Annotated in this window: 27 protein-coding genes and 1 tRNA gene; 12 read left to right on the top strand and 16 right to left on the bottom strand. The window is 63.3% G+C overall.

Features of this window, described 5'->3' with window-relative positions:
• Positions 1-33 precede the first annotated feature (33 nt).
• Positions 34-366, bottom strand: a complete 333-nt coding sequence (locus tag C515_RS0101805) for a hypothetical protein (protein WP_028454129.1) — start codon at positions 364-366, stop codon at positions 34-36.
• A 114-nt stretch (positions 367-480) separates the two neighbouring features.
• Between C515_RS0101805 and nhaR the strand changes: the two genes are divergently transcribed.
• The 5 genes from nhaR to C515_RS0101780 all read left to right on the top strand — a co-directional run bounded on the left by nhaR (position 481) and on the right by C515_RS0101780 (position 4,846).
• Positions 481-1,410, top strand: a complete 930-nt coding sequence (nhaR, locus tag C515_RS0101800) for a transcriptional activator NhaR (RefSeq protein WP_028454128.1) — start codon at positions 481-483, stop codon at positions 1,408-1,410.
• A gap of 396 nt (positions 1,411-1,806) precedes the next feature.
• Entirely contained in the window at positions 1,807-2,532 is a 726-nt protein-coding gene (locus C515_RS0101795; RefSeq protein WP_043647629.1) for a pseudouridine synthase, read from the top strand.
• A gap of 272 nt (positions 2,533-2,804) precedes the next feature.
• Positions 2,805-3,248 carry a DUF805 domain-containing protein gene (locus C515_RS0101790; RefSeq protein WP_081686690.1) on the top strand — a complete coding sequence of 148 codons (444 nt, stop codon included), beginning with the start codon at positions 2,805-2,807 and terminating at the stop codon, positions 3,246-3,248.
• Positions 3,245-3,643, top strand: a complete 399-nt coding sequence (locus C515_RS0101785) for a hypothetical protein (protein WP_028454125.1) — start codon at positions 3,245-3,247, stop codon at positions 3,641-3,643. Before C515_RS0101790 ends, C515_RS0101785 begins: the two co-directional genes overlap by 4 nt.
• 144 nt (positions 3,644-3,787) lie before the next feature.
• Complete coding sequence (locus tag C515_RS0101780; protein ID WP_028454124.1) at positions 3,788-4,846, top strand: threonine aldolase family protein; 1,059 nt, start codon at positions 3,788-3,790, stop codon at positions 4,844-4,846.
• Between the two features lie 79 nt (positions 4,847-4,925).
• On the opposite strand, the gene C515_RS0101775 is transcribed toward C515_RS0101780, so the two are convergent.
• The 4 genes from C515_RS0101775 to rplU all read right to left on the bottom strand — a co-directional run bounded on the left by C515_RS0101775 (position 4,926) and on the right by rplU (position 7,283).
• Entirely contained in the window at positions 4,926-5,255 is a 330-nt protein-coding gene (locus tag C515_RS0101775; RefSeq protein WP_028454123.1) for a hypothetical protein, read from the bottom strand.
• Between the two features lie 100 nt (positions 5,256-5,355).
• Positions 5,356-6,534, bottom strand: coding sequence for a GTPase ObgE (obgE, locus tag C515_RS19085; RefSeq protein WP_051304520.1), 1,179 nt, complete (start codon positions 6,532-6,534; stop codon positions 5,356-5,358).
• Between the two features lie 146 nt (positions 6,535-6,680).
• The gene (gene rpmA / locus C515_RS0101765; RefSeq protein ID WP_028454122.1) at positions 6,681-6,953 is read right to left on the bottom strand and encodes a 50S ribosomal protein L27; all 273 of its coding nucleotides are present in this window, start codon (positions 6,951-6,953) and stop codon (positions 6,681-6,683) included.
• Between the two features lie 18 nt (positions 6,954-6,971).
• A complete protein-coding gene (gene rplU, locus C515_RS0101760) occupies positions 6,972-7,283 on the bottom strand; it encodes a 50S ribosomal protein L21 (protein ID WP_028454121.1) in 312 nt (103 codons plus the stop codon).
• A gap of 239 nt (positions 7,284-7,522) precedes the next feature.
• Here rplU and ispB point away from each other — a divergent pair, with 239 nt between their 5' ends.
• Entirely contained in the window at positions 7,523-8,485 is a 963-nt protein-coding gene (gene ispB / locus C515_RS0101755; RefSeq protein ID WP_051304519.1) for an octaprenyl diphosphate synthase, read from the top strand.
• A 96-nt stretch (positions 8,486-8,581) separates the two neighbouring features.
• Positions 8,582-8,658, top strand: a tRNA-Pro gene (locus C515_RS0101750).
• 127 nt (positions 8,659-8,785) lie between these two features.
• Here the strand turns inward: C515_RS0101750 and C515_RS22180 are convergent.
• The 8 genes from C515_RS22180 to ilvB form a co-directional block, all read right to left on the bottom strand.
• Positions 8,786-9,997: an RDD family protein gene (locus C515_RS22180; protein WP_051304518.1), complete on the bottom strand. Its 1,212-nt coding sequence runs from the start codon at positions 9,995-9,997 to the stop codon at positions 8,786-8,788.
• A gap of 199 nt (positions 9,998-10,196) precedes the next feature.
• Positions 10,197-11,099 carry a helix-turn-helix domain-containing protein gene (locus tag C515_RS0101740; protein WP_028454119.1) on the bottom strand — a complete coding sequence of 301 codons (903 nt, stop codon included), beginning with the start codon at positions 11,097-11,099 and terminating at the stop codon, positions 10,197-10,199.
• Between the two features lie 35 nt (positions 11,100-11,134).
• Complete coding sequence (locus C515_RS22890; RefSeq protein ID WP_081686689.1) at positions 11,135-11,539, bottom strand: DUF4190 domain-containing protein; 405 nt, start codon at positions 11,537-11,539, stop codon at positions 11,135-11,137.
• Between the two features lie 73 nt (positions 11,540-11,612).
• Positions 11,613-12,041, bottom strand: coding sequence for a DUF2752 domain-containing protein (locus C515_RS19075; protein ID WP_211233956.1), 429 nt, complete (start codon positions 12,039-12,041; stop codon positions 11,613-11,615).
• Between the two features lie 58 nt (positions 12,042-12,099).
• Positions 12,100-12,432, bottom strand: a complete 333-nt coding sequence (locus C515_RS23390; RefSeq protein WP_144290297.1) for a hypothetical protein — start codon at positions 12,430-12,432, stop codon at positions 12,100-12,102.
• Between the two features lie 81 nt (positions 12,433-12,513).
• The gene (gene ilvC / locus C515_RS0101725; protein ID WP_028454117.1) at positions 12,514-13,530 is read right to left on the bottom strand and encodes a ketol-acid reductoisomerase; all 1,017 of its coding nucleotides are present in this window, start codon (positions 13,528-13,530) and stop codon (positions 12,514-12,516) included.
• A gap of 94 nt (positions 13,531-13,624) precedes the next feature.
• Entirely contained in the window at positions 13,625-14,116 is a 492-nt protein-coding gene (gene ilvN / locus C515_RS0101720; RefSeq protein ID WP_028454116.1) for an acetolactate synthase small subunit, read from the bottom strand.
• Between the two features lie 13 nt (positions 14,117-14,129).
• On the bottom strand, positions 14,130-15,896 hold the full coding sequence (gene ilvB, locus C515_RS0101715) for a biosynthetic-type acetolactate synthase large subunit (protein ID WP_028454115.1): 1,767 nt from the start codon (positions 15,894-15,896) through the stop codon (positions 14,130-14,132).
• Between the two features lie 447 nt (positions 15,897-16,343).
• Here ilvB and C515_RS0101710 point away from each other — a divergent pair, with 447 nt between their 5' ends.
• The 5 genes from C515_RS0101710 (at position 16,344) to C515_RS0101690 (ending at position 19,559) form a co-directional block, all read left to right on the top strand.
• Entirely contained in the window at positions 16,344-16,910 is a 567-nt protein-coding gene (locus C515_RS0101710; protein ID WP_028454114.1) for an RNA polymerase sigma factor, read from the top strand.
• The gene (locus tag C515_RS23960; protein ID WP_028454113.1) at positions 16,907-17,278 is read left to right on the top strand and encodes a DUF3619 family protein; all 372 of its coding nucleotides are present in this window, start codon (positions 16,907-16,909) and stop codon (positions 17,276-17,278) included. The genes C515_RS0101710 and C515_RS23960 overlap by 4 nt, the downstream gene beginning before the upstream one ends.
• A 5-nt stretch (positions 17,279-17,283) precedes the next feature.
• Positions 17,284-17,691 (top strand): DUF3106 domain-containing protein, encoded by a 408-nt coding sequence (locus tag C515_RS19070; RefSeq protein WP_158380763.1) that lies wholly within the window; start codon positions 17,284-17,286, stop codon positions 17,689-17,691.
• Positions 17,692-17,738: 47 nt separating this feature from the next.
• Entirely contained in the window at positions 17,739-18,308 is a 570-nt protein-coding gene (locus C515_RS0101695) for an RDD family protein (protein ID WP_144290296.1), read from the top strand.
• Between the two features lie 165 nt (positions 18,309-18,473).
• Positions 18,474-19,559 carry a potassium channel family protein gene (locus tag C515_RS0101690; RefSeq protein WP_028454111.1) on the top strand — a complete coding sequence of 362 codons (1,086 nt, stop codon included), beginning with the start codon at positions 18,474-18,476 and terminating at the stop codon, positions 19,557-19,559.
• A gap of 27 nt (positions 19,560-19,586) precedes the next feature.
• On the opposite strand, the gene C515_RS19065 is transcribed toward C515_RS0101690, so the two are convergent.
• From C515_RS19065 to C515_RS0101675, 3 genes are read right to left on the bottom strand one after another with little or no spacing between them, the layout of a single operon-like run.
• A complete protein-coding gene (locus tag C515_RS19065) occupies positions 19,587-20,369 on the bottom strand; it encodes an SGNH/GDSL hydrolase family protein (protein ID WP_051304514.1) in 783 nt (260 codons plus the stop codon).
• Positions 20,359-21,858 carry an apolipoprotein N-acyltransferase gene (gene lnt / locus C515_RS0101680; protein ID WP_028454110.1) on the bottom strand — a complete coding sequence of 500 codons (1,500 nt, stop codon included), beginning with the start codon at positions 21,856-21,858 and terminating at the stop codon, positions 20,359-20,361. The genes C515_RS19065 and lnt overlap by 11 nt, the downstream gene beginning before the upstream one ends.
• Positions 21,858-22,724, bottom strand: a complete 867-nt coding sequence (locus C515_RS0101675) for a CorC family transporter (protein ID WP_028454109.1) — start codon at positions 22,722-22,724, stop codon at positions 21,858-21,860. The genes lnt and C515_RS0101675 overlap by 1 nt, the downstream gene beginning before the upstream one ends.
• Between the last annotated feature and the right edge of the window lie 131 nt (positions 22,725-22,855).

Here is a 22,855-nt window from a genome sequence, read left to right as displayed (position 1 = left end):
TTCTCCTTGTGGTCGGAAATGCGGTTAAGGCGCTCAGTACTGCACCTGCAGGGCACGCGGGTAATCGTGCTGCTGGCGCAGCAGCCGGCGCACCGAGCGGCAGGCACGGTCGGTACTGCGATGGATGGCAAACAGCACATCGCCGGCCACATCGTCGATCAGCAGATCCGGCCAGTGTTGCAGGCCGATCTGCAGCTGGCAGTGCGTGCCATTGCCGCTGCGCTGCCCGGGGATGGCGGCCAGCCGCACGGTCACCTTGCGCACATGCGGGGCAACCAGCCCGAGGCCGAACTCGATCTGGCGCACGATCTGTCGCTGCAGCGTCGCGTCCAGGCACTGATCCTGACACTTGATCTCGATTTTCACCGGAAGCTCCTTGTCATATGGCTAAGGGTTACGGACTAACTGTATGGCCGTCACGCGAGAAATAAAATTCGTATATTCTTGTTTCTATATTCAGTTTTTTGGAGCTTTTGAATAATGAAGCCCTTCAATTACAAGCTCTTGCATTACTTCTGGATTGTCGCCAAATCCGGTGGTGTCATCCGGGCCAGCGAGCGGCTGTGCCTGACGCCGCAGGCCATCAGCGGCCAGCTGCGCACACTGGAAGAGCAGATCGGCCACCCGCTGTTCCGGCGCGAAGGCCGCCAGCTGGTGCTCACCGACATGGGCCGGCTGGTGCAGAGCTACGCCGACGAGATGTTCAGCCTGGGCGAAGAGCTGCAGGATGCAATTGCGCATGGCCCGCAAGGCGCCATCCAGGAATTCCGCGTCGGCATCGGCGACATGGTGCCGAAAACGGTGGCCTTCCAGCTGCTGCGCCCGGCCCTGCAGCTGGAACAGCCTGCGCAGCCGGTGCGGCTGATCTGCCGGGAAGGCCAGCTGCTCAATCTGCTGGGCGATCTCGCCACGCACAAGCTTGATCTGGTACTCGCCGACCGCCCGCTGCCGGCGGACGCCAATATCCGCGGCTTCAATCACCTGCTGGGCGAAAGCACGCTGACGCTGATGGGCACGGCCGAGCTGTGCCACAACTGGGACGGCGACTTTCCGGCGGCGCTGCAGGGGGCGCCGCTGCTGCTGCCCGGCCCGGACGCCGCGATCCGCCCCCGGCTGGAAGCCTGGCTGGAGCGCTCGCGCCTGCGGCCGCGCGTGGTGGCGGAATGCGACGACGGCGCGCTGCTCAAGGCCTTCGGCAAGGCTGGCGCCGGTTTTTTTGTCGTACCCACCGTGCTGGCAGCCACCATCGCCACGGAATACCAGGTCGCAGCGCGCGGGGAAATCGGTGAGCTCAAGGAACAGTTTTACGCGATCACCGTACAGCGCAAGCTGCGGCATCCGGCCGTGATTGCCGTTACCGATCAGGCCAGGCAGCAGCTCTTTGCCCATGCGGCAAGGACGGACGGCTGACCTGCCGCAGGTTGAGCCTGGCGGCCGGATCAGCAGCACCCTTCCGAAAAGCTGGCCAGGCGGCACGCCACACGCACAGCGGCCGGCCTTCCCCGCCCCCATGCATCGGGTTTGGCATTTATCGCGGCGCAAGTGAACGGCACTGGCCTTGCCGGGAGGTATAATCACGCTGCTGGCAGGCTGCCGCGCACCGCCTGCCCGGGCGTTTTTTACGGCAGGGCCGGAAAACGCAGCGAAACTGCCATTCACTGATTTTGCATAGACCAGATTGCTCCGGGTTTTGCCCGGGCTTGGTGACGATGGACAAGCCGGCTGCGCCACCAGCGATCAGGCCCTGTTCATCCTGCGCCACTGCGGGCCGCCGTGGTGACATTCCCAACCCTCAGCCAGACCGCCATGACAACCGAATCCATCCGCTTATCCAAATACATGGCCGAACTCGGTCTTTGCTCGCGCAGCGAGGCCGACCGCCTGATCGAATCCGGCCGCGTGCTGGTCGACGGCGTCGTGGTCGACGAGCTGGGCAGCCGCGTGCAGCCCGGCCAGAAGGTGACGCTCTCCGCCGAAGTACAGCGCGCCCAGCCCGACCGGGTCACCATCATCATTTACAAGCCGGCCGGCTTCGAAGTGGAAGGCGACAACTGGCTGGAAGGCGCGCGCCCGCTGCTGACCAAGGCCCGCCACTCGCCCAATGACCACAGCGGCATCTACCCGCTGCGCCGCCATCTGGACAACCAGCACCTGCCGGTGCCGCTGGCCGAAGCCGCCACCGGCCTGCTGGTCCTGACGCAGGACAAGAACCTGGCGCAGCGCATCGGCAAGGATTGCGAACTCGAATACCTGGTCTGGGTCGCCGACGAGCTCAGCAACGAGCAGATCGAGCGCCTTAACAATGTCGCCCGGCACCGCGAAAAACCGCTGAGCGCCTTCAAGGCCACCCGCCAGGGCGACAAGCAGCTGCGCATCGTCCTGCGCAATCCGCCCCCGGTCTGGCTGGGCGAGCTGGCCGAAGCCGCCGGGCTGGAACTCACCGGCGTCAAGCGCATCCGCATCGGCCGCTTTGCCCTGGGCGCGCTGGAGCCGGGCAAGTGGCGCTATGTCGGCATGGGCGAGCGCTTCTGAGCCTGCTCCGGCCCACATCGTGACAAAGCCGCGCCAGATTCTTGCTGGTATCACCGCACCTGATTATGTCTCTGCTTCAGAATCGTCATTCCCGCGTACGCGGGAATCCAGATGACGGTGTGAAATCAAGCGTTGCTCTGGTTGCCCGCCTTCGCGGGCATGACGAAAAAAGGGTTTCTGAAGGAGAGACATAATCAGGTCACCGCAAAGGCAGGCAAGCAGCAAGGCGTCGGTGCTAAACTTCCCGTTTTCTTTCGCCGTCATAAACAGAAATGTCAAACAAAGCAGTTTGTCGACGCATCGGCGCAGCCAGTTTTCTGCTCGGCATGTCGCTGGCCGTGGCTGCATGGTGTTCCGCCATGCTCTTGTTATTGCAATACGGCATCGTTGGCGGCCACTTTGCGCGCGAATGGCTGGACTATGCATTCTGGGTATTCGGCATTCCGGTCGGCGTGGCGTTTTACCGGTTCACGCCGCGTCGCTTGCAGGATCTGAATTGCCCGGGCAAGTGGAGCCGCTATCTGATCATTCCCTTTATTGGCATCATCGTGCTGCCGGTTTTGTGCTTCATGAGTGGTGAACGTTTAAGCAATGACTTTGGCGATCCACCCGAGCCCTCCGGCTGGCTGAAACGCGGTGCAGCGCTGGTCAGCTTCGTGCTCGCATTGCTGCTTTTCCGGGCGGTAATGGTCTGCTACCAGCAGGTTAGCCTGTGATCCGGCCCGAGTCTGGTCGCCCGCAGGTTACCCGGCATGGCTGGGCATTCCTGCTGGCCAGCCTGTTACCCGCAAGCGCGCAGGCCGAGGTCATCGATAAAGTGCTGCCGATTGCCATATTGTCACCCGTCAATTTGTTACCAACTCTGCTGGCCGGCGTGGCCGCACGCTACCGACCCGGCATGCTCCTGTTGATCTTGCCGCTGTCCGGTGTATTTTTGTACTCCGTGCTGGCGGACTGGCTTGACCCCGCACTGGCCGCGGCGCTGCTGCGCGAAGGTGGATTGCCTTATCAATTGGCCAGCGCTTGCGGCCCGGCCCTGCTGCCCATCGCCGTGATTATCGGCAGCATGTGGCGGCGCAAAGCCCATACCCATAAAGTCATACAGCCCTAGCCTTTTTCAATGAAGGGCCAGGGGAAGATACCCCTAAGTATAAGGTCATCGCACTGCGGTTTCCCCCGATCCGCCGCCGCCTGATTGCTCCCTATAATGCGCAATGAGTGTCATTGGGCCGACCCGGCTGCACAGGAGAAACGCATGCGTTATGACTTTGCCAGCGACAATACCGCCGGCATCTGCCCCGAAGCCCTTGCCGCACTACTGGCAGCCAACGATGCCTGCCAGGCCTCCTACGGCCAGGATGACTGGACGGCGCAGGCGGCCGATGCGATCCGCCAGGCCTTCGAATGCCCGCAGGCCGAGGTGTTTTTCGTTTTCAACGGCACGGCGGCCAATTCGCTGGCGCTGGCGTCACTGTGCCAGAGCTATCACAGCGTGATCTGCCACGAGCAGGCACATGTGGAAACCGACGAGTGCGGCGGGCCGGAGTTTTTCTCCAACGGCACCAAGCTGCTGCTGGGGCGCGGCGCCAACGGCAAGCTCGACGCCAATGAAATCGACCGCCTGGTCGCGCGGCGCAGCGACATCCACTACCCCAAGCCCAAGGTGGTGACGCTGACACAATCGACCGAAAGCGGCACCGTCTACACGCCGGCCGAGCTGCGCGAAGTCAGCGCGCACGCCCGGCATCTCGGCCTGCATGTGCACATGGACGGCGCGCGCTTCGCCAATGCGCTGGCCAGCCTGAACTGCTCGCCGGCCGAGCTGAGCTGGCGGGCCGGCGTGGAAGTGATGTCGCTGGGCGGCACCAAGCAGGGCATGCCGGTTGGCGAAGCCATCGTGTTCTTCGAGCCGGCGCTGGCCGAAGATTTTGCCTACCGCTGCAAGCAGGCCGGGCAGCTGGCCTCCAAAATGCGCTACCTGTCGGCGCCGTGGGCGGGCATGCTGAAAGATGGCGTGTGGCTGCAGCACGCCGCGCACGCCAATGCGATGGCGACGCGACTGGCCGACGGCCTGCGGCAGATTCCGGGCATCGAGCTGCTGTTCCCGGTGGAGGCCAACGCGGTGTTCGCCAGAATCGACGGCCGCGTGCAGGAGCGGCTGAAGGCGAAGGGCTGGGTGTTCTACGGCTTCATCAATGAAAACGGCGCGCGCTTCGTCTGCTCGTGGGCGACACGGGCGGAGGACGTCGACGCGCTGCTGCAGTCGCTGCGCGAGGCGATCATCGACACCATGGCAGCGCCGAGCGTGCGCTGAACAACAGGTATACAGAGAAAAGCCTGAAAAAAAAGGGGCTGCACGGCAATACATCCAGCCGTATCCACCCCCGCCGTGATCAGATGAAAAAGGGCAGCAGCAAGCCCGCGACACTGATCATCCAGGTGCGGTCGGCAATGCGGGCCCTATGGCACAGGGCGATGTGCGACGGCTCCGGGAATTGCCTCCAGACGCCGCTTTTGAGAATGGGCGGCACATCCTTCAAAGCCTGGAAAGGCTGGTCCAGATTGACCCGGTAATCGTGCGGATCATACTCCAGCAAGCCGGGATAGCATTCACGCACCACATCGTGCAGCTTGTTCAGATAGTAGTAGTACGCCAGCACGCCAAAGGCCGCGCCGAACAGGCAGCATGGGACGAGGTAATCAAGCAGCAACTGGTGCAGCATGGCAATTCCAACAAGGCAGTAAGCATTGGATTGTAACCGGAGCGGATGCCACCCAACAAAAAAGCCTGCTTGCGCAGGCCTTTTTTGTTGATTGCAGAACTTACTCGTCGCCAGGCTCGCCGGCTTCGTCGTCCTCGACTTCATCCTCGAACACCAGCTTGCGGCGCGCGGCCAGTTCGGCTTCTTCCTGCGCCTTGCGTGCCTCCTCCTCTTCGCGCAGCCTGGCCTTGGCCGCGTCCAGATAATCGGCGATCGCGTAGGTCAGCTCGCGGCAGCCTTCGCCGGTCATGCCGGAAATGGTGAACAGGCGCGGGCGGGCCGGATCGAAAGCCGCGTATTCGCTGTCGTCGCCCGCCTGCCAGCCGTAGCCCTCGAGGAAGGCGGCGATGCGCGCGGCGCGCTCGTCTTCCGGAATCATGTCCAGCTTGTTGAGCACCAGCCAGCGCGGCTTGTTGTACAGCTCTTCGTCGTACTTGCGCAGCTCTTCGACGATCGCCTTGGCCTCGGCGACCGGATCGACGCCCTCGTCAAACGGCGCCAGATCGACCAGGTGCAGCAGAATGCCGGTGCGCTGCAGGTGCTTCAGGAAGCGGTGGCCAAGGCCAGCGCCTTCCGATGCACCCTCGATCAGGCCCGGAATGTCGGCGATCACAAAGCTGCGCGAATCATCGATGCGCACCACGCCCAGATTGGGATGCAGCGTGGTGAAGGGATAATCGGCCACCTTGGGCTTGGCGGCGGAAACCGCGCGGATGAAGGTGGACTTGCCGGCGTTGGGCATGCCCAGCAGGCCAATGTCGGCCAGTACCTTCAGTTCCAGCTTCAGCTCGCGGCGTTCCCCCTCCAGCCCCGGGGTGGTCTGGCGCGGCGCGCGGTTGGTCGAGGACTTGAAGTGCAGGTTGCCGAAACCGCCGTTGCCGCCCTTGGCAATGCAGACACGTTCGCCGTTCTTCGTCAGGTCGGCCACCAGCTCGCCGGTTTCGTTGTCGGTAATGACGGTACCCACCGGCATGCGCAGCTCGATGTCCTCGCCACCGGCGCCATAACGGTCCGAGCCCTTGCCCGATTCACCATCGGCAGCCTTGTATTTCTTCACGAAGCGGTACTCGACCAGGGTGTTGATGCCCTCGTCGGCCACGGCCCAGACCGAGCCGCCCTTGCCGCCGTCGCCACCATCGGGGCCGCCGCGCGGGATGTATTTTTCGCGGCGCATGCTGGCCGAGCCGTTGCCGCCCTTGCCGGCGATCACTTCGATGCGTGCTTCGTCGATAAATTTCATGATGTCTCCAGGGTCGGCCCAGCCGGTTTACCCCATGCCGCCGCAGCGACGTCATCGGGTAACGCGGCTGCGCATTTTCCGAATTGCAAAACTAAAAAGCCCCATCTCGAAAGACAGGGCTTCTCGCGAACCGGGAAAAGCGCGACTTACGCTTCTTCGCCGGTGTACGGAGTTACGGTCACGGTGCGACGCTTCAGCGCGCCCTTGACGGCGTAGCTCACATAACCATCCACCTTGGCGAACAGGGTGTGATCCTTGCCCATGCCAACGTTCTCACCTGCGTGGAACTCGGTGCCGCGCTGACGCACGATGATGGAACCTGCCGGAATCAGCTCACCGCCGTATACCTTGATACCCAGGCGTTTGGCTTCCGAATCGCGGCCGTTGCGGGAACTACCGCCAGCTTTCTTGTGTGCCATGTTCTTAGCTCCTGAAGATTACTTTTCGATCGCGTCGATGCGGATTTCGGTGTAGTTCTGGCGATGGCCCTGACGCTTCATGTAGTGCTTGCGGCGACGCATCTTGAAGATGCGTACCTTGTCACCACGGCCGTGGGATACCACGGTTGCCTTGATGGCGGCGCCGGCTACTACCGGAGTACCAATCACTACTGCGTCACCGTCTGCCACCATCAATACTTCATTCAGTACGATCTGGCTGTCGATGTCTGCAGCAATCTGTTCTACTTTAAGTTTTTCGCCGACAGCAACTTTGTACTGCTTGCCACCGGTTTTTACGACTGCATACATAACAAGCTCCGTTAAGAGTCACCCAAAATCACTTGCCGAACTCGCGACAAGCGTTCTCCCGAATACGGGAAGCCGGCAAATTTACCCGCATGTTCCATTGCCGTCAAGCACTTATGGCGCGTACCCCCTGCCCGGAGCGCCGGCGAGCACGCGCCGCCACGGCGTTTCTGCTAAAATTGCACCCTTTGTCAAATGTCCCTGTCCGCGCTGCGGCAGGCCAGCGAGGATCCGCCGTGTCGATGGAGTTCGTCAAAACCGTGCTTGCCGATGAAATGCCCGCCGTGGATCAGCTGATCCGCAACCGGCTGCATTCGGACGTGCTGCTGGTGCGGCAGATCGCCGAATACATCGTCGGCTCGGGCGGCAAACGCCTGCGCCCGGTGCTGGTGCTGCTGACCGCGCGCGCGCTCGGTTATCAGGGCTCCAGCCACCGCGAACTGGCGGCCGTCATCGAGTTCATCCACACCGCCACGCTGCTGCATGACGATGTGGTCGATGAATCCAGCCTCAGGCGCGGTCGCGACACGGCCAATGCGCTGTTCGGTAACGCCGCCAGCGTGCTGGTCGGCGATTTCCTCTACAGCCGCGCCTTCCAGATGATGGTCAGCTGCGACTCGATGCGCATCCTCTCGGTGGTGGCCGACGCGACCAATGTCATCGCCGAGGGTGAAGTGCTGCAGCTGATGAACATCGGCAATGTCGATATCGACGAAGCCGGCTACCTGCAGGTGATCCGCTACAAGACCGCCAAGCTCTTCGAGGCTGCCGCCAGACTGGGCGCCATCATCAATGGCGCCGACCCGGCAACGGAAGACGCGCTGGCCCGCTACGGCATGCATCTGGGCACCGCCTTCCAGATCATCGACGATGTGCTGGACTACACCGGCCAGACCGAGGAAATCGGCAAGAATCTCGGCGACGACCTGGCCGAGGGCAAGCCGACGCTGCCGCTGATTCACGTCATGCGGCATGGCGAAGCTGCCGCCGCAGCAACGGTGCGCACCGCGCTGCTTGAAGCCAGCCGCGACCATTTCGACGCCGTGCTCGCCGCCGTGCAAGGCAGCGGCGCGCTGGGCTATGCGCGCAGCGTGGCGGAAAGCGAAGCGGCGCTGGCCGTCGCCTGCCTGGCCAGCCTGCCGGACAATGACTTCACCCGGGCGCTGCACAGCCTTGCCCGCATCGCCATCGACCGCCATAACTGATTGAATCGACTGGCTGTCATAAAAAATCATGAATTTTGCTTGACAGCCAGAGGCCGCGTTACCATAATGCAGCCCTCAAGTCGCAAGACGAGAAATCGGAGTGTAGCTTAGCCTGGTAGAGCGCTACGTTCGGGACGTAGAGGCCGGAGGTTCGAATCCTCTCACTCCGACCAGGATACTGAAAAAGCCAAGGTGAAAACCTTGGCTTTTTTGCGTTCTGCGCACACCGCCGGCAGCTCCGGCCAGCACCGCCCCTCTCCTGAAAGGGCGACGCCGGCCGGATGCCTTAGTCGCTGAGTCTTATTCGCTGACGGCGGGCCGTTCGCCTTCGTTGACGGGAGCTTCCTCCGCGTAATCGGTTTCCGGCTCGGCAGCGGCAGCCGCCGCTTCGGCCTCGGCGTCTGCCGCCGCCCTGGCATCGCGCTGCTGCTGGGCAGTCACTGCGTCAAGGCAATCTTTCGGCGCCTCGGTTTCGCTCAGGCCGCTGTACTCGCACTGCCATTGCACATTGCCCTCGTCGTCCAGACTGGGCACAAACTCCAGCTTCGCATCCTGCAGGCGGGCCTTGCTGAAGGTCGCGGCAATCACGCCGTTGTCCGCATCGAATTCGAGCGCCACGCCTTCCGTGCCGCTGGCGGTATAGCCGGCGGCAGCCAGGCTGGCCGGCAGCTTGCCATCGTTGCTGAGATAATACTCGCCAACCATGGTGCTGGCCGCGCGCAGCTGGACTTCCGCACCGCGCAGCAAGGCCTTCTTCTGGTATTCCGAGTAGGCCGGGATGGCAATCGCCGCCAGAATGCCGATCACGGCCACCAGCACGAAGAGCACCACCACGCCAACGACCACCCAGAGCGCCCCGCCGCTGCGCTCGCGCGTGCGCACCACGACCACGTCGCTCATCATGTCGTGCAGCGCCTGCTTGCGCGCGGTAAATGGCTGGATCAGATAGCCGATCATCAGCACCATGGCCGAAATCATCTTGGCGAAGTAGCGCCCGCTTGCCCGCCCGAAACCGATGGCCTCGCCATCGTCGCGCTGCACCGCCAGGCCCAGCGCACGCTTGCCCAGCGTGGCGCGCCGCTCGCCGGATTCCATCTTGGCAAAGTACAGCCAGGGCACGACGATCAGGATCACCCAGGTAAGCAGCATGGCGAGCACACCCAGGGCACTCATGGCCTCGCCGCCCTGCGTGACGGCCCCCAGGCCAACCAGCATGAAGATGACTATCACCAAGCCATAGGCCACGATGCCAATCAGCAGATTGTCGATGAAGTGCGCGGCAAAGCGCTCCCAGAAACCGGCATAGCCGAAATGGTCGCGCGGATCTTCGGCAGCAAGGCTCACGGTCTGCAGGCTGGCAGCCGAGGCGGCGTAGGGATCGGCAGCGGGCGCCGGCTGTGAATCGGACGGCGTGAGGGACAGGCCGCTTTGCAGTTCGGCGGGCAATTTGCCGCCGCAATGCTGGCAAAACCGGCCATTGCCGTGCGGCTGGCCACAATGAGGACAATACATGGGGATTTCCTGTCAGAGCTTGGGAAGGGCCAATTACATGGCATGGCGATATTTTGCCAGCATGCTGACAGTTAAAACAGCAACAAGGCGGCGTGTGCGGGAAAATGGCACAAACCGGTCAATACATCACCATGGATAACCCCACAGCCCTTAACCCTGAAAGGCTACAGCCCGATACCCCGTAGAAAGCGGCAATGGATCAAGTCTTGCGCATCAGCGGGATGGCCAGCGTGCCCTGACGCACTCCGTCGTCACCCTGGCGGTGATATTCCAGATGCGGGCGACGGCTGTCCATCGTCCAGTCGGGATGGCGATCCAGCCAGTCTTCATACATCCAGCGCATCCACGGCATGGTGCCCTGCCAGTCCAGACACGCGTAGTAACCGCCGGGCAGCAGGTATTCGTGCGACATCGGAATCAGCGGCGCGGCGCTGAGCAGGCCGAATTCATAGATGAAATGCGCACGGCCGGTAAAACCGGGGTCTTCCAGAAAACTGCCGACAAACACCGGCGCCTCGCCCAGCAGGCCCGCTTCGGCACATTCGCCGACAAACTGCTGGCAGGCCGCGCTGAGGTCCTGCGAGAGCAGGCCCACCAGTTGGCGCGACACGGTGCGCTGGGCTGGCAGCTTGCGCACCTGGATGCGCGCGGCCACCCCTTCGCGCAGGCCCGGCTCGCGAAACTGCAGCGTTTCCAGCTCGGCCTCGTTGGCGCGGTCGGCATCGGAAAAAGCCGCCACCTGCTGCAGCATGTAGCTGCGCCAGCCACCCTTGCGCCAGGCGCGCGGACTCATGCCGAAATGCTGCTGGAAGGCGCGCGAGAAATTGGCCTGGTTGCTGTAGCCGCACTCGTAGGCGATTTCGCCGATCGGACAATCCGGCTCATGCCGCAGCCGGTGCGCGGCACGCATCAGGCGGCGGCGGCGCACATGCTCGGCGGGCGAAACGCCACGATAGCGCAGGAACACCCGGTCGAAATGATAAGGCGAATAACAGGCCACACCGGCCAGCTCACCCAGCGAGAGATTCTCGCCGAGCCGGTCGTCGATGTGGGTCAGCACCTTGTAGAGGCGGGATAAACGATAGCGGGCAGCGTCACTCATGACTGCAGTGTAACCGAGCGCGCGCGGCTTTTGCGTTACTTCAGCCCGGCAAAGAAAGCGAGGGCAAAGACACCGACAAAATAAATCACGCTGAAGGCGATGCCGATATAGCCGAGAATCAGCCCGGCCAGTGCCAGACCGTCGCCGTCAATGCTGCCTTCGCTCTTGCGGATTTCGCTGCGCGCCAGATGCCCGCAGATCACCGCCACCAGTCCGCCCACAAAGCAGCACAGCACCTGCACAATGCCGGCAATCAGGCTGATGATGGCCAGCGTCGAGGTTTTCGACGCATTGCGCGCGGCGGTAACGGTGGCCGGCGAGGCCGCATAGGGATCGTGCGCCGCCACCGCTGGCGACGGTGCGGTCAGTGTTGCGCCACATTGCACACAGAAACGGGCTTCCTGCCGATTATCGGCGCCACACTGCTGGCAAAATGCCATACATTACTCCCTATTGCTTTACAGCCATTATTTTAAAAAGGTTGGCGGCATATACCAGCCAGAATAATCACTTTCAATGCGGCGCCAGCAGATTGAATGGCGCCTGCGGAATATTGCGCAGCACGGCAAACAGCAGTGCCAGCACGCCAAACGCCGCCCACAGCCGGCCCTCCGCGCGCAGCGCCAGCAGGCGGCGCGGCCCCAGATGGTTGAGCAGCGTAAAGGCCAGCAGCGGCAGGCCGACCAGCACCAGCAAGGCATTCTTGCGCAAGGCGCGCGCGGGATCGAGGTGCAGCAGCGCATACACGGCGCGCGTGGCGCCGCAGCCCGGACAGTAAAACCCGGTCAGCTCGTAGAAAATGCACGGCAGAAACGGCCCGCCGTAAATTTCCGGGTCGTGGTGGTACAGATGGTGAACGGCCAGCGCGCACAGGATTGCCGCCGGCAGCAGCAAAAACCAGCGCCAGTGTTGTTTCAGGTTTTGTTGACGCTTTGTTTGCACTGCCCGTTTGTGCTGTTTTTGGCCTAAAACAAGGCGTGAAGTCCGATGCATAGTCATTCTATGTGAGGGCTTTGCAACGCAGGGTCAGGCCAAAAACAGCCAAACCGGCTTTTTGATAACACATCCGGCTGGACACTTTTTGCGCCGACTCTGCGTTGTTGCTTCGCTGACATAACCCGTTATGCGGCGCTCGCAACGCCTTGATTCGGCGCAAAAATCGCTTCAGCGGGAACACAAACAAAACGTCAACAGAACCTAGATATCGCATCGCCAGAAAAGCAAAGCCGTCGGATGACGGCCTGCAGAATTTACAGGATACCCCCGAGCGCAGCAAGAAATCCGGCAGCAGCCTGTCCAAGGCGGAAAGTAACTCGCGCACGGCTTCCGGCACCACGCCACCGCAAAAACAAAACCGGCCAGAGGCCGGTTTTGTCTGGTCACCGCACACAGGGGTACGGCAGCACAAGGACGCTTAGTTCTTGGACTGGTCAACGATCTTGTTGGCCTGGATCCACGGCATCATTGCACGCAGCTTGGCGCCAACGACTTCGATGCCGTGCGCGGCGTTGTTGCGGCGCGCTGCGGTCATGGAAGCGTAGTTGGTCTGGCCTTCCAGAATGAACTGCTTGGCGTATTCGCCGGTCTGGATGTCCTTCAGCGCCTGGCGCATGGCCTTGCGGGATTCTTCGTTGATCACGCGCGGGCCGGTCACGTATTCACCGTACTCGGCGTTGTTGGAGATCGAGTAGTTCATGTTGGCGATGCCGCCTTCGAACATCAGGTCAACGATCAGCTTCAGTTCGTGCAGACATTCGAAGTAGGCCATTTCCGGCTCGTAACCGGCTTCAACCAGCGTTTCGAAGCCCATCTTCACCAGCTCGACGGCGCCACCGCACAGAACGGCCTGCTCGCCGAACAGATCGGTTTCGGTCTCGTCCTTGAAGGTGGTTTCGATGATGCCGGTGCGGCCGCCACCCACGCCGGAAGCGTAGGACAGGGCGGTTTGCTTGGCGGTGCCGGACGCGTCCTGGAAGATCGCGATCAGGTCGGGAACGCCGCCGCCACGCACGAATTCGGAGCGTACGGTGTGGCCCGGAGCCTTCGGAGCGATCATGATCACGTCCAGGTCCTTGCGCGGCACAACCTGGTTGTAATGGATGGAGAAGCCGTGAGCAAACGCCAGGGTCGCGCCCTGCTTGATGTTCGGCTCGATTTCTTCCTTGTACAGCTTGGACTGGAATTCGTCCGGAGTCAGGATCATCACCACGTCAGCGCCGGCAACGGCGGTCTTCACGTCGGTAACCTTCAGGCCGTGGGCTTCAGCCTTCTTTACGGTGGCGGAACCGGTGCGCAGGCCAACGGTGACGTCAACGCCGGAATCCTTCAGGTTGCAGGCGTGGGCATGGCCTTGCGAGCCGTAGCCGATGATGGCGACCTTCTTGCCGCGGATGATCGAGATATCACAATCTTTGTCGTAGTAAACGTTCAGTGCCATGGGTAAAACTCCTTGAGGTGTGAGGGGTGAGGGGTGAGGGGTGAGGCGGGTTTCCCCTTGCTCCTCACACCTCACTCCTCACTCGATTTCAGATCTTGAGAATGCGTTCGCCGCGGCCGATGCCGGAAGCGCCGGTGCGTACGGTTTCGAGAATCACGGCCGGGTCCAGCGCCTTGATGAAGGCGTCCAGCTTTTCACCGGGGCCGGTCAGCTCGATGGTGTAGCTCTTTTCGGTGACATCGATGATGCGCCCGCGGAAGATGTCCGCCATGCGCTTCATTTCGTCGCGCTCCTTGCCGGTGGCGCGCACCTTGATCAGCATGAGTTCGCGCTCGATGTGATCGGCCTCGTTCAGGTCGATCACCTTCACCACTTCCACCAGCTTGTTGAGCTGCTTGGTGATCTGCTCGATGATGTCGTCGGAGCCGTGCGTGACGATGGTCATGCGGCTCATGGTGACGTCTTCGGTGGTTTGCACCGTCAGCGAGTCGATGTTGTAGCCGCGTGCGGAAAACAGCCCGGTAACGCGCGAGAGCGCGCCGGCTTCGTTTTCAATCAGGATGGAAAGAATGTGTCGCATGTTCGTTTCCTCCTCAGCACAGGTTGCCGTAGTCACGGTTGTTTTCGAACGGCACCTGCTGCATGCCGCGCATGTGCTCCGGCAGATCCATCTGGTTCAGGCCCTTGCCGTTTTGCACCATCGGGAAGACATTGGCCTTCTGGTCGGTGATGAAATCGAGGAATACCAGCCTATCCTTCAGCTTTTCGCTGAAGGCTTCGCGCAGCGCCGGCTCGACATCGGCCGGCTTCTCGATCTTCATGCCGATATGACCGTATGCTTCTGCAAGCTTTACAAAGTCTGGCAGCGCATCCATATAGGACTCGGAGTATCGGTTGCCGTAGAAGAATTCCTGCCACTGGCGAACCATGCCCAGGTAGCGGTTGTTCAGATTGATGATCTTCACCGGGATGTGGTACTGCTTGCAGGTCGACAATTCCTGGATGTTCATCTGGATCGATGCTTCACCGGTAATGCAGGCCACCTGCGCATAAGGGTTGGCCATTTGCGCGCCCATGGCGGCAGGCAGGCCAAAGCCCATGGTGCCCAGGCCGCCGGAATTGATCCACTGGCGCGGACGGCGGAACTTGTAATACTGCGCGGCGAACATCTGGTGCTGACCGACGTCCGAAGTCACGATGGCCTGACCATCGGTGACTTCCCACAGCTTTTGCACCACGAATTGCGGCTTGATGATTTCGGAATCCTGCGTGTACAGCAGCGAATTGGGCTTGCGCCATTCGTTGACCTGATCCCACCAGGCAGCCAGGGCCTTGTCGTTCGGACGCTGGCCGGTTTCCTTCAGCAGTGCAACCAGATCGCTGACCACGCTCTTCACGTCGCCAACGATGGGTACGTCCACCTTCACGCGCTTGGCGATCGACGACGGGTCGATGTCGATGTGAACGATCTTCTTGGCTTGCGACAGGAACTGGTTCGGCACCGAAATCACGCGGTCGTCAAAGCGCGCGCCGATGGCGATCAGCACGTCGCAATACTGCATCGCGAGGTTGGCTTCGTAGGTGCCGTGCATGCCGAGCATGCCGACGAAGTTGGCGTCGGTGCCATCCAGCGCGCCCAGACCCATCAGGGTATTGGTGCACGGCAGGTTCAGCAGCTTGACCAGCTCGGTGACTTCCGCGCTGGCATTGCCCAGTACCGCGCCGCCGCCAACGTAGACGAAGGGGCGCTTGGCATCGGCCAGCAGCTGGGCCGCCTTCTTGATCTGGCCAGGATGGCCCTTGACCGGCGGGTTGTAGCTGCGGATCGATACCGATTGCGGGTATTCGAACTTGGTCTTGTGAATGGTGACATCCTTGGGGATGTCGATCACCACGGGGCCCGGACGGCCGGTCGTGGCGATGTGGAAGGCTTTCTTGAAGGTTGCGGCGATGTCGCGCACATCCTTCACCAGGAAGTTGTGCTTCACGATCGGGCGCGAGCAGCCGACCATGTCGACTTCCTGGAAGGCGTCCGAGCCGATCATCGGCGTACCCACCTGGCCCGAGATCACGATCAGCGGGATCGAATCCATATAGGCGGTGGCAATGCCGGTGATGCCGTTGGTGGCGCCGGGGCCGGAAGTCAGCAGGGCAACGCCGACCTTGTTGCTGGAACGCGAATACGCGTCAGCGGCATGCACGGCGGCCTGTTCATGGCGAACCAGCACATGCTTGAAGAAGTCCTGCTTGTGAATTGCATCGTAGATTTCAAGTACCGCGCCGCCAGGATAGCCGAAGACGAATTCGACGCCTTCTTCCTGCAGACAGCGCGTGACAATTTCCGCACCGGAAATTTCCATAGGTCACCTCACCACGGGGTTATGACAAAAAGGGCAAAACTGAGCTCCTCTGCCATCCAGAACTGTGAATCTGTCGACCTGCTTAGCCAGTCAGTCGGGAAACCGGAACGCTGGCAAGCGAACCGGCAAGTCCGCCGTGCGGTAACACGGCGAAGCGGTGACTTCAGGCAGTCGGCAAGTGCCGCAGACTCTTGATTTTTACCGGGCTGGCCGCCTTGGCTCGGGCTTGTGGCCCGAAGAAGGACGACTGCGGTTAATGCGCGGGCGGTGCCTTTCGGTGCGCGACGCCCCCGAATAAGGGGCGCAACGCTTCATCTGGAATGGATGTTGAACCCCGCAAGTTAACGGATGCCGGCCGGCTTGGCAAGTTTTTGCTCGCACTCGCAATAGGTGTTTGCTAGTATCCGCCGCACACCGAAAACCCGAAGCACAACAAGGGAGTAGCCGTTGGCGTCGCAGGATGAGCTTTCCGCCTTTCTGGCCGGCATCGAGCAGCGCGCCTTCAAGCAGGCGCGCTTCGCGACCCGCGACGAGGCACAGGCGCTCGATCTGGTGCAGGACGCGATGCTGCGTCTGGTCGAATCCTATGCGGCGCGCCCGGCGGGCGAGCTGCCGCTGCTGTTCCAGCGCATCCTGCAAAATGCCATCCGCGACCATTACCGGCGGCAAAAGGTACGCAATCTGTGGACTTCGCTGTTTTCAAGCTTTCGCCCGGCCGAGCGCGACGGCGACAGCGATGGTGATCCGCTGGACTGGCTGCCGCACGCCGCGCCGTCGCCGGCCACACCCGAAGAAGAAAGCGCGCAGCACCGCACGATGGCGCTGATCGAAGCAGGCCTGGCGCAACTGCCGCCGCGTCAACGCGAAGCCTTCATCCTGCGTTACTGGGAAGAACTGGATACGGCCGAAACCGCCAGCGTCATGGGCTGTTCGGAAGGCAGCGTGAAAACCCACTGCTCGCGCGCCTGCGCGGCCCTGTCCGCCTGGCTCGACCGCCATGGAGTGAGCTTATGAACAAATCCGTGCACGAACCCGCACCGGAAGCCCTGGCACGCAAGGCCTGCCAGCAGTTGGATGCGCGCGCACTGCCCCCGGCCGTCACCGCGCGTCTGGCCCGGGCCCGCCAGCAGGCGCTGGCCGCCAGCAGCGTCCCGCGCACGCCGGTGCTGGGACAGGTGCTGGCCCGGCAGTGGCATGAACATCCCTGGCGCTGGGCCGCAGCCCTGCTGCTGCTCGCCGCACTGTTGGGCAGCTGGCAATGGCAGCAGCGCATCCAGGAGCAGAACTGGGAAACGGAGCTGCTCAGCAGCGACGCCGATCCCGACCTGCTGCTGTCGGATGCACTGGAACAGCAGTTGCGCCAGAGCTCGCCGAGGCCATGATGCGCATGCCCGCCCAGCCCCGTCTGAGTCTGCTGCTTGCCTTGACACTGCTGGCGCCCGCCGCGCTGGCAGCCACCAGCTGGCAGGCCCTCGACCCCGCGCAAAAGGCCTTGCTGGCGCCGCTGGAAAGCCAGTGGGCCAGCCTGCCGGGAGAACGCCAGGACAAGCTGGCGCACATGGCCACGCGCTATCCGGACATGCCGCCCGAAAAACAGGCCAGAATACGCGAACGCATCCAGCGCTGGGCCGAGCTGACGCCCGAGCAGCGCGAACGCGCGCGCGCCAATTACGAACGGCTGATGGCCTTGCCGCCCGAGGAACGCGAGCGCATCCTGCGCGAGGTGCGCCGGCACCGGCATGGCGCCTCCAGACCGGCCGGTCACCCGCCACCGCAGCGCCACGCCCCTGATTGATCAACCCGACCATTCCGCCCAGCCCCGAGCAACCCGACCGAACCGGCATGAACTCTCCGACTCCGACCCTGCCCGCAGCCAGCTGGCTGCGCCGCTTTACCGCACTGATTTACGAAATGCTGCTGACCGGCGCACTGCTGCTGGTGCTCGCCGGCATCTTCAACGGCCTGTTCCAGCTGCTCACCGGCCAGCCGGTGACGGCACTGAGCCAGTCCTGGCTGGCGCAGGCGCTGCATTTCGGCTGGCTGTTCGGGCTCACCGGCCTCTATTTCGTCTTCTGCTGGCGCAAGAGCGGCCAGACGCTGGCCATGCGCACCTGGCGCTGCCAGCTGCAGGATCGCCACGGCCAGGCGCCCAGCCTGCGCCAGTGCCTGATCCGCTATGTGGTGGCTGCACTGTGCTATGTGCTGGTGCTGCCGGCCTGGCTGCTGGCGCGTCACGACGCTGGCTGGCTACCGCTGGCATGGCTCGCCACCGGCCTGGTGCTGCTGCCCTGGTGCTGGGCCTTTATCGCCAGGGACAGACAGCTGCTGCAGGATGCGCTGGCCGGCACGCGCATCGTCCTGTTGCCGAAAGGCAGCAGGGCAGCAAGCAGCGCCAAGCCGGATACCCAATAGGCCATGCCGCCACAGCCCTTTACCAGAAAGGGCCATGTCTACATACCCATAAAGCCGCCCCATCCGTCGCGCCTACCCTCAAGGCCGGCCATGCCATGAGCATGGCGCGGTGCCGTCCGCGCTGCCCATAATGCGCGCATCGGTTTCCGAATCCGGAGGGCGGAGATGCCCCTATTCCAATGGCTGCTGCGGCGCGGCCGCCTCTTCCAGCAGCACCGCCTGCCGCAGCGCGTGCTGTTCTGGACGGTCTGGCTGCTCACGCTGCTGGTCACGCACACCACGCTGATCCACTACATCGAGAAGCTGCGCTGGTTCGACGCGCTGTGGCTGACGCTGACCACCGTCGTCACCGTCGGCTACGGCGACCTCTTCCCCAAGACCGACGCTGGGCGCTGGTGCACGATCATCCTGCTCTACGGCGGCTCGATCTTCATCCTCGGCAATCTGGTCGGCGAATTCTTCCAGCTGCTGTCGTCCCACTTCCAGCGCCGCCTGCACGGCAAATGGAGCTACCACACCATGCACGAGCACGTGATCATCATCGGCGCGCCGGCCAACAACCCGGTGCGCTACCTCGAACGCCTGATCGACGAACTGCGCCGCCACCGCGACTGGGAAAACCGCCCCATCGTGGTGATCAGCAACCGCTTCGAGCAGTTTCCCTCCGAGCTGGTCGACCGCAAGGTGCGCTGGATCAACGGCGTGGGCACCAGCCAGACCAATCTGACCGCGGCAGGCGCCAGCGCTGCGCACGCCGTCATCCTGGTTGCCGCCAACAGCACCGACGCCGACTCGGATTCCTACACGCTCGACACGATAGACCGGCTGCGCAGCCAGGGCATGCAGGGGCTGATCGTCGCCGAATGCGTGAAGGAACCGAACCGCGAACGCATGAAACGCTTTGGCGCCAGCGGCGTGGTGCGCGTGATGCACGGCTACCCGGAAGCCATCGCCCGCGCCGTGCTGGCGCCGGGCGCCGAGGTGGTGCTCGAAGGGCTGTTTTCCAGCGAGGGCGAGGAGTGCGAGCGCATCGCGGTGAGCGGCCGCTATGCCTGGCGCGATGTGCTGATCGCGCTGGCCGACGCCGGCATCGGCACGGCGCTGGCCTGCGAAACCAGCGAAGGCCAGATCGTGCTCAGCCCTGTCGGGCGCACGCTGGAACTGCGCGCGCTGTTCGTGGTGATGGACGACGCCGGCTCGCAACGCAAGGGCGATGTGCCGGCCCTGCTGGCAGCCAGCCGGCTGGGCTGAGCGGCTCGGGCCGAGACCAGCCAGCCGTCAGGGGCTGACTGCGGCCACCTGTTCGGGCGGCAGCTTGGCCAGCGCGGCGCGGGCGAGGATGTCGCCGCCGCGCGGCGCAAGGTGGACGCCGTCCTTCGCACGCAGGTTCACCGTCTTGCCCTTCTCGGACAATGTGGCGACATAGCCGCCCTTGTCGTCGCCCAAGAGGCTGGCGCTGTCGATATAGGGAATGCCGGCTTCGCGCGCGGCTTGCGCATACACCCTGTTCTGCAGCTGGATCTGCGCGTTGTAGTCGGCCTTTTCCATCGGCGGCAGGCCCAGCCAGACCACGCGCGCGCCGCGCGACTTGGCCAGATCGATCATCGCGCTCACGCGCTGGCGGTAGGCATCCTGCCAGGCATCACCGCCAAAGCTCAGCGTGCGGCCATTGTCGCGGATGTTCATGCCGGCATCGTTGCCGCCGAGCATGATCAGCACGGTGGCCGGCTTGTGCTCGGCCAGCAGGCGTTCCAGCTGCGCCGGCCAGTCGTAAAACTTGCGGTTCACCAGCCCGCTGCTGAGCTTGTGGCGATCCAGCAGCTGCAATTCCCGGCGCCCGTCACGCTTGATGCGCCAGGCCAGCATCTGCGCCACGCCGCCCATCAGCGAGTCGCCGACGGCCAGCACGCGCTGCGGTGCTGCGCTGGGCATGGCCGGCGTGCCGGCCGGCTGGTCAAGCGCCGGCTTGCGCGATTGGGCCTGCTGCGGCACGGCGGCCATGCACAAGCCGGACAGCAGCAGTGGCAAGAGGGCGATTTTCTTGAGGGTATCAGTCTTCATGCTTTCTATGGAGAGGGCTGGCAAGGCATACCCCCATCATGATCAATAAGGCCAGCCACACGGGCCAGTCGCCGAAACGCTGGTAGGGCGTGGCGCCAGTGTAATGCGTGACGCGGCTTTCGAGCACGCCGCGCGTCCGCTCGGGCAGGCGGGCGCGCACGCGGCCGTCAATGCCGACCACGGCGGTGACCCCGGTATTGGTCGCGCGAATCAGCTCGCGGCCGTTTTCCAGCACGCGCGCCTGCGCCATCTGCAGCTGCTGCTCGGCGGCCCAGGAGCCGTCGAACCAGGCGAGGTTGGAGAAATTCGCCAGCAGCGTGGCGTTGGCCGCATTGACGCGGAATTCGTGGCCGAAGATGTCCTCGTAGCAGATGTTCGCAGCAATCTGCCCGCCGGCCAGCGCAAACGGCGGCTGCGGATCGACACCGGAGGAAAAGCCGTCCAGCGGGATGCTCATGAAGCGGTACATCCAGCCAAACAGCCAGGGCGCCGGGGTGAATTCGCCAAAGGGCACCAGATGGCTCTTGCGGTACTGCGTCGCCAGGGGCTGATCCAGCCGGATTACCCCGTTGTAGTATTCCCCGGCGCGCTCGGTATCCAGTGCGATGCCCAGCAATACCTCCTTGTTGTCGGCCTGCGACAGCTGGCGCAGCAAGTGCAGGTACTCGGGCGGCGTCTGGCTCAGAAAAGACGGGATGGCCGTTTCCGGCATCACCACCAGCCGGCCCTGCGCCTGCTGCAGCAGATCGCGGTAAGTGCGCAGGCTGAGGAAATAGCTGTCGCGCGTCCACTTGATGTCCTGCGCGATATTGCCCTGCAGCACACTCACCGTGACCGGCGCCCCCAGCGCTGTCGTCCACGCCACGCGGCCCAGGCCCCAGCCCGCCAGCAGGATGACGCCCGCCAGCAGCAGGCCGCTGCGCCAGCGCCACAGCGTCGCCGCAACCGCCAGCGCCAGCAGCAGGGTCAGGCCATGACTGCCCAGCAGCGGCAGCCAGCCAGCCAGCAGCGGCAGCTGGCTGTAGCCGATGCCGGCCCAGGGAAAGCCGGTAAACAGCCAGCCGCGCAACGCCTCGGTGAGCACAAAGGCCAGCGGCATGCCCAGCACCAGCGAGACCCACCCGGGGCGGCGCTGCTGCAGCCAGCCGGCGAGTGCGCCGGCCAGCGCCGGAAACAGCGCCAGATAGGCGGCAAACAGCAGCGTGCACAGGGCCGCCAGCCAGGCCATCATGCCCCCATAGGTATGCAGGCTGATGTAAACCCAGTGAATGGTCGCAAGGAAATACCCCAGACCCCAACCGAAGCCGAGCAGGGCTGCGCGGCCGGGAGCGCCGGCATGGCGCCAGCCGGCGAACAGCGCGGCCAGCGCCAGCCAGGCCAGCGGGACGAGCCGCAGCGGCGCCAGGGCAAACACGCCCAGCGCGCCCACCGGCAGCAGGCACTGTGCCAGCTGCCAGGTGCGCCGTGGCAGCCAGCGTCGCCCGGACATCAGTCTTCCACCTCGTCGGGCATGCGCGTCTGCCGCTCGGGCAGGCGCTCGACCAGCAGCGAATGCACGCGGCGACTGTCGGCACGCAGCACCTGGAACTGGTAGCCCTCAAAGGCAATGGTTTCCCCGCGCTTGGGCACGCGGCCAAACTGGTCGATCACCAGACCCGCCACGGTGTCGAAGGTGTCGTCGGCGAATCTGGCTTCCAGCGCCGCGTTCAGATCAGCGATTTCGGTATCGCCCTTCACGCGCCAGCGGCCGCGCCGGTCGGGCACGATGCTGTCTTCCTCGTCGTCGTCGTACTCGTCCTCGATGTCGCCGACAATCTGCTCGATCACGTCCTCGATGGTCACCAGCCCCGCCACGCCGCCGTATTCGTCAACCACGATGGCCATGTGGTTGCGGTTGATGCGGAACTCCTTCAGCAGCACATTCAGGCGCTTGGCCTCGGGAATGAACACCACCGGGCGCAGCATGTCGCGCATGTTGAAATCGGCATCCAGCGCGTAATAGCGCAGCAGGTCCTTCGCCAGCAGGATGCCGATCACGTTGTCCTTGTCGCCATCGACGACGGGAAAACGCGAGTGCGCGGTCTCGATCACATAGGGAATGAATTCGGAGGGGGGGGTGTCGATGTCGATCACGTCCATCTGGGCGCGCGGCACCATCACGTCGCGCACCTGCATGTCGCCGACATTGAGCACCCCTTCGATCATCGCAAGGGCATCGCTGTCGAGCAGATGGCGTTCAAAGGCAGAGTGGAGAACTTCGATCAGTTCGCCACGGTTTTCCGGTTCACGCAGCAGAAAGTGGGTCAGGCGTTCGAGCCAGCTGGCTTTCTGCTGCTGCGGAGAGGAATCGTCCATGGGGGCGGGCTTACATCCGGTTGTCGGGGAACCGCAATAATAACCGAAGACCATGCCGATTGTGTTGCACGCCGCGCACGCACGGGCGGCAAAGCACCGCTTTGCCGCCCAGCTGCAGGCAACGTGCCGTC

The organism is Chitinilyticum litopenaei DSM 21440 (genome assembly GCF_000428145.1).
GTDB lineage: Bacteria > Pseudomonadota > Gammaproteobacteria > Burkholderiales > Chitinibacteraceae > Chitinilyticum > Chitinilyticum litopenaei.
Note: the sequence above shows the minus strand (reverse complement) of the source record. Positions and strands in the feature narration are given on the sequence as shown.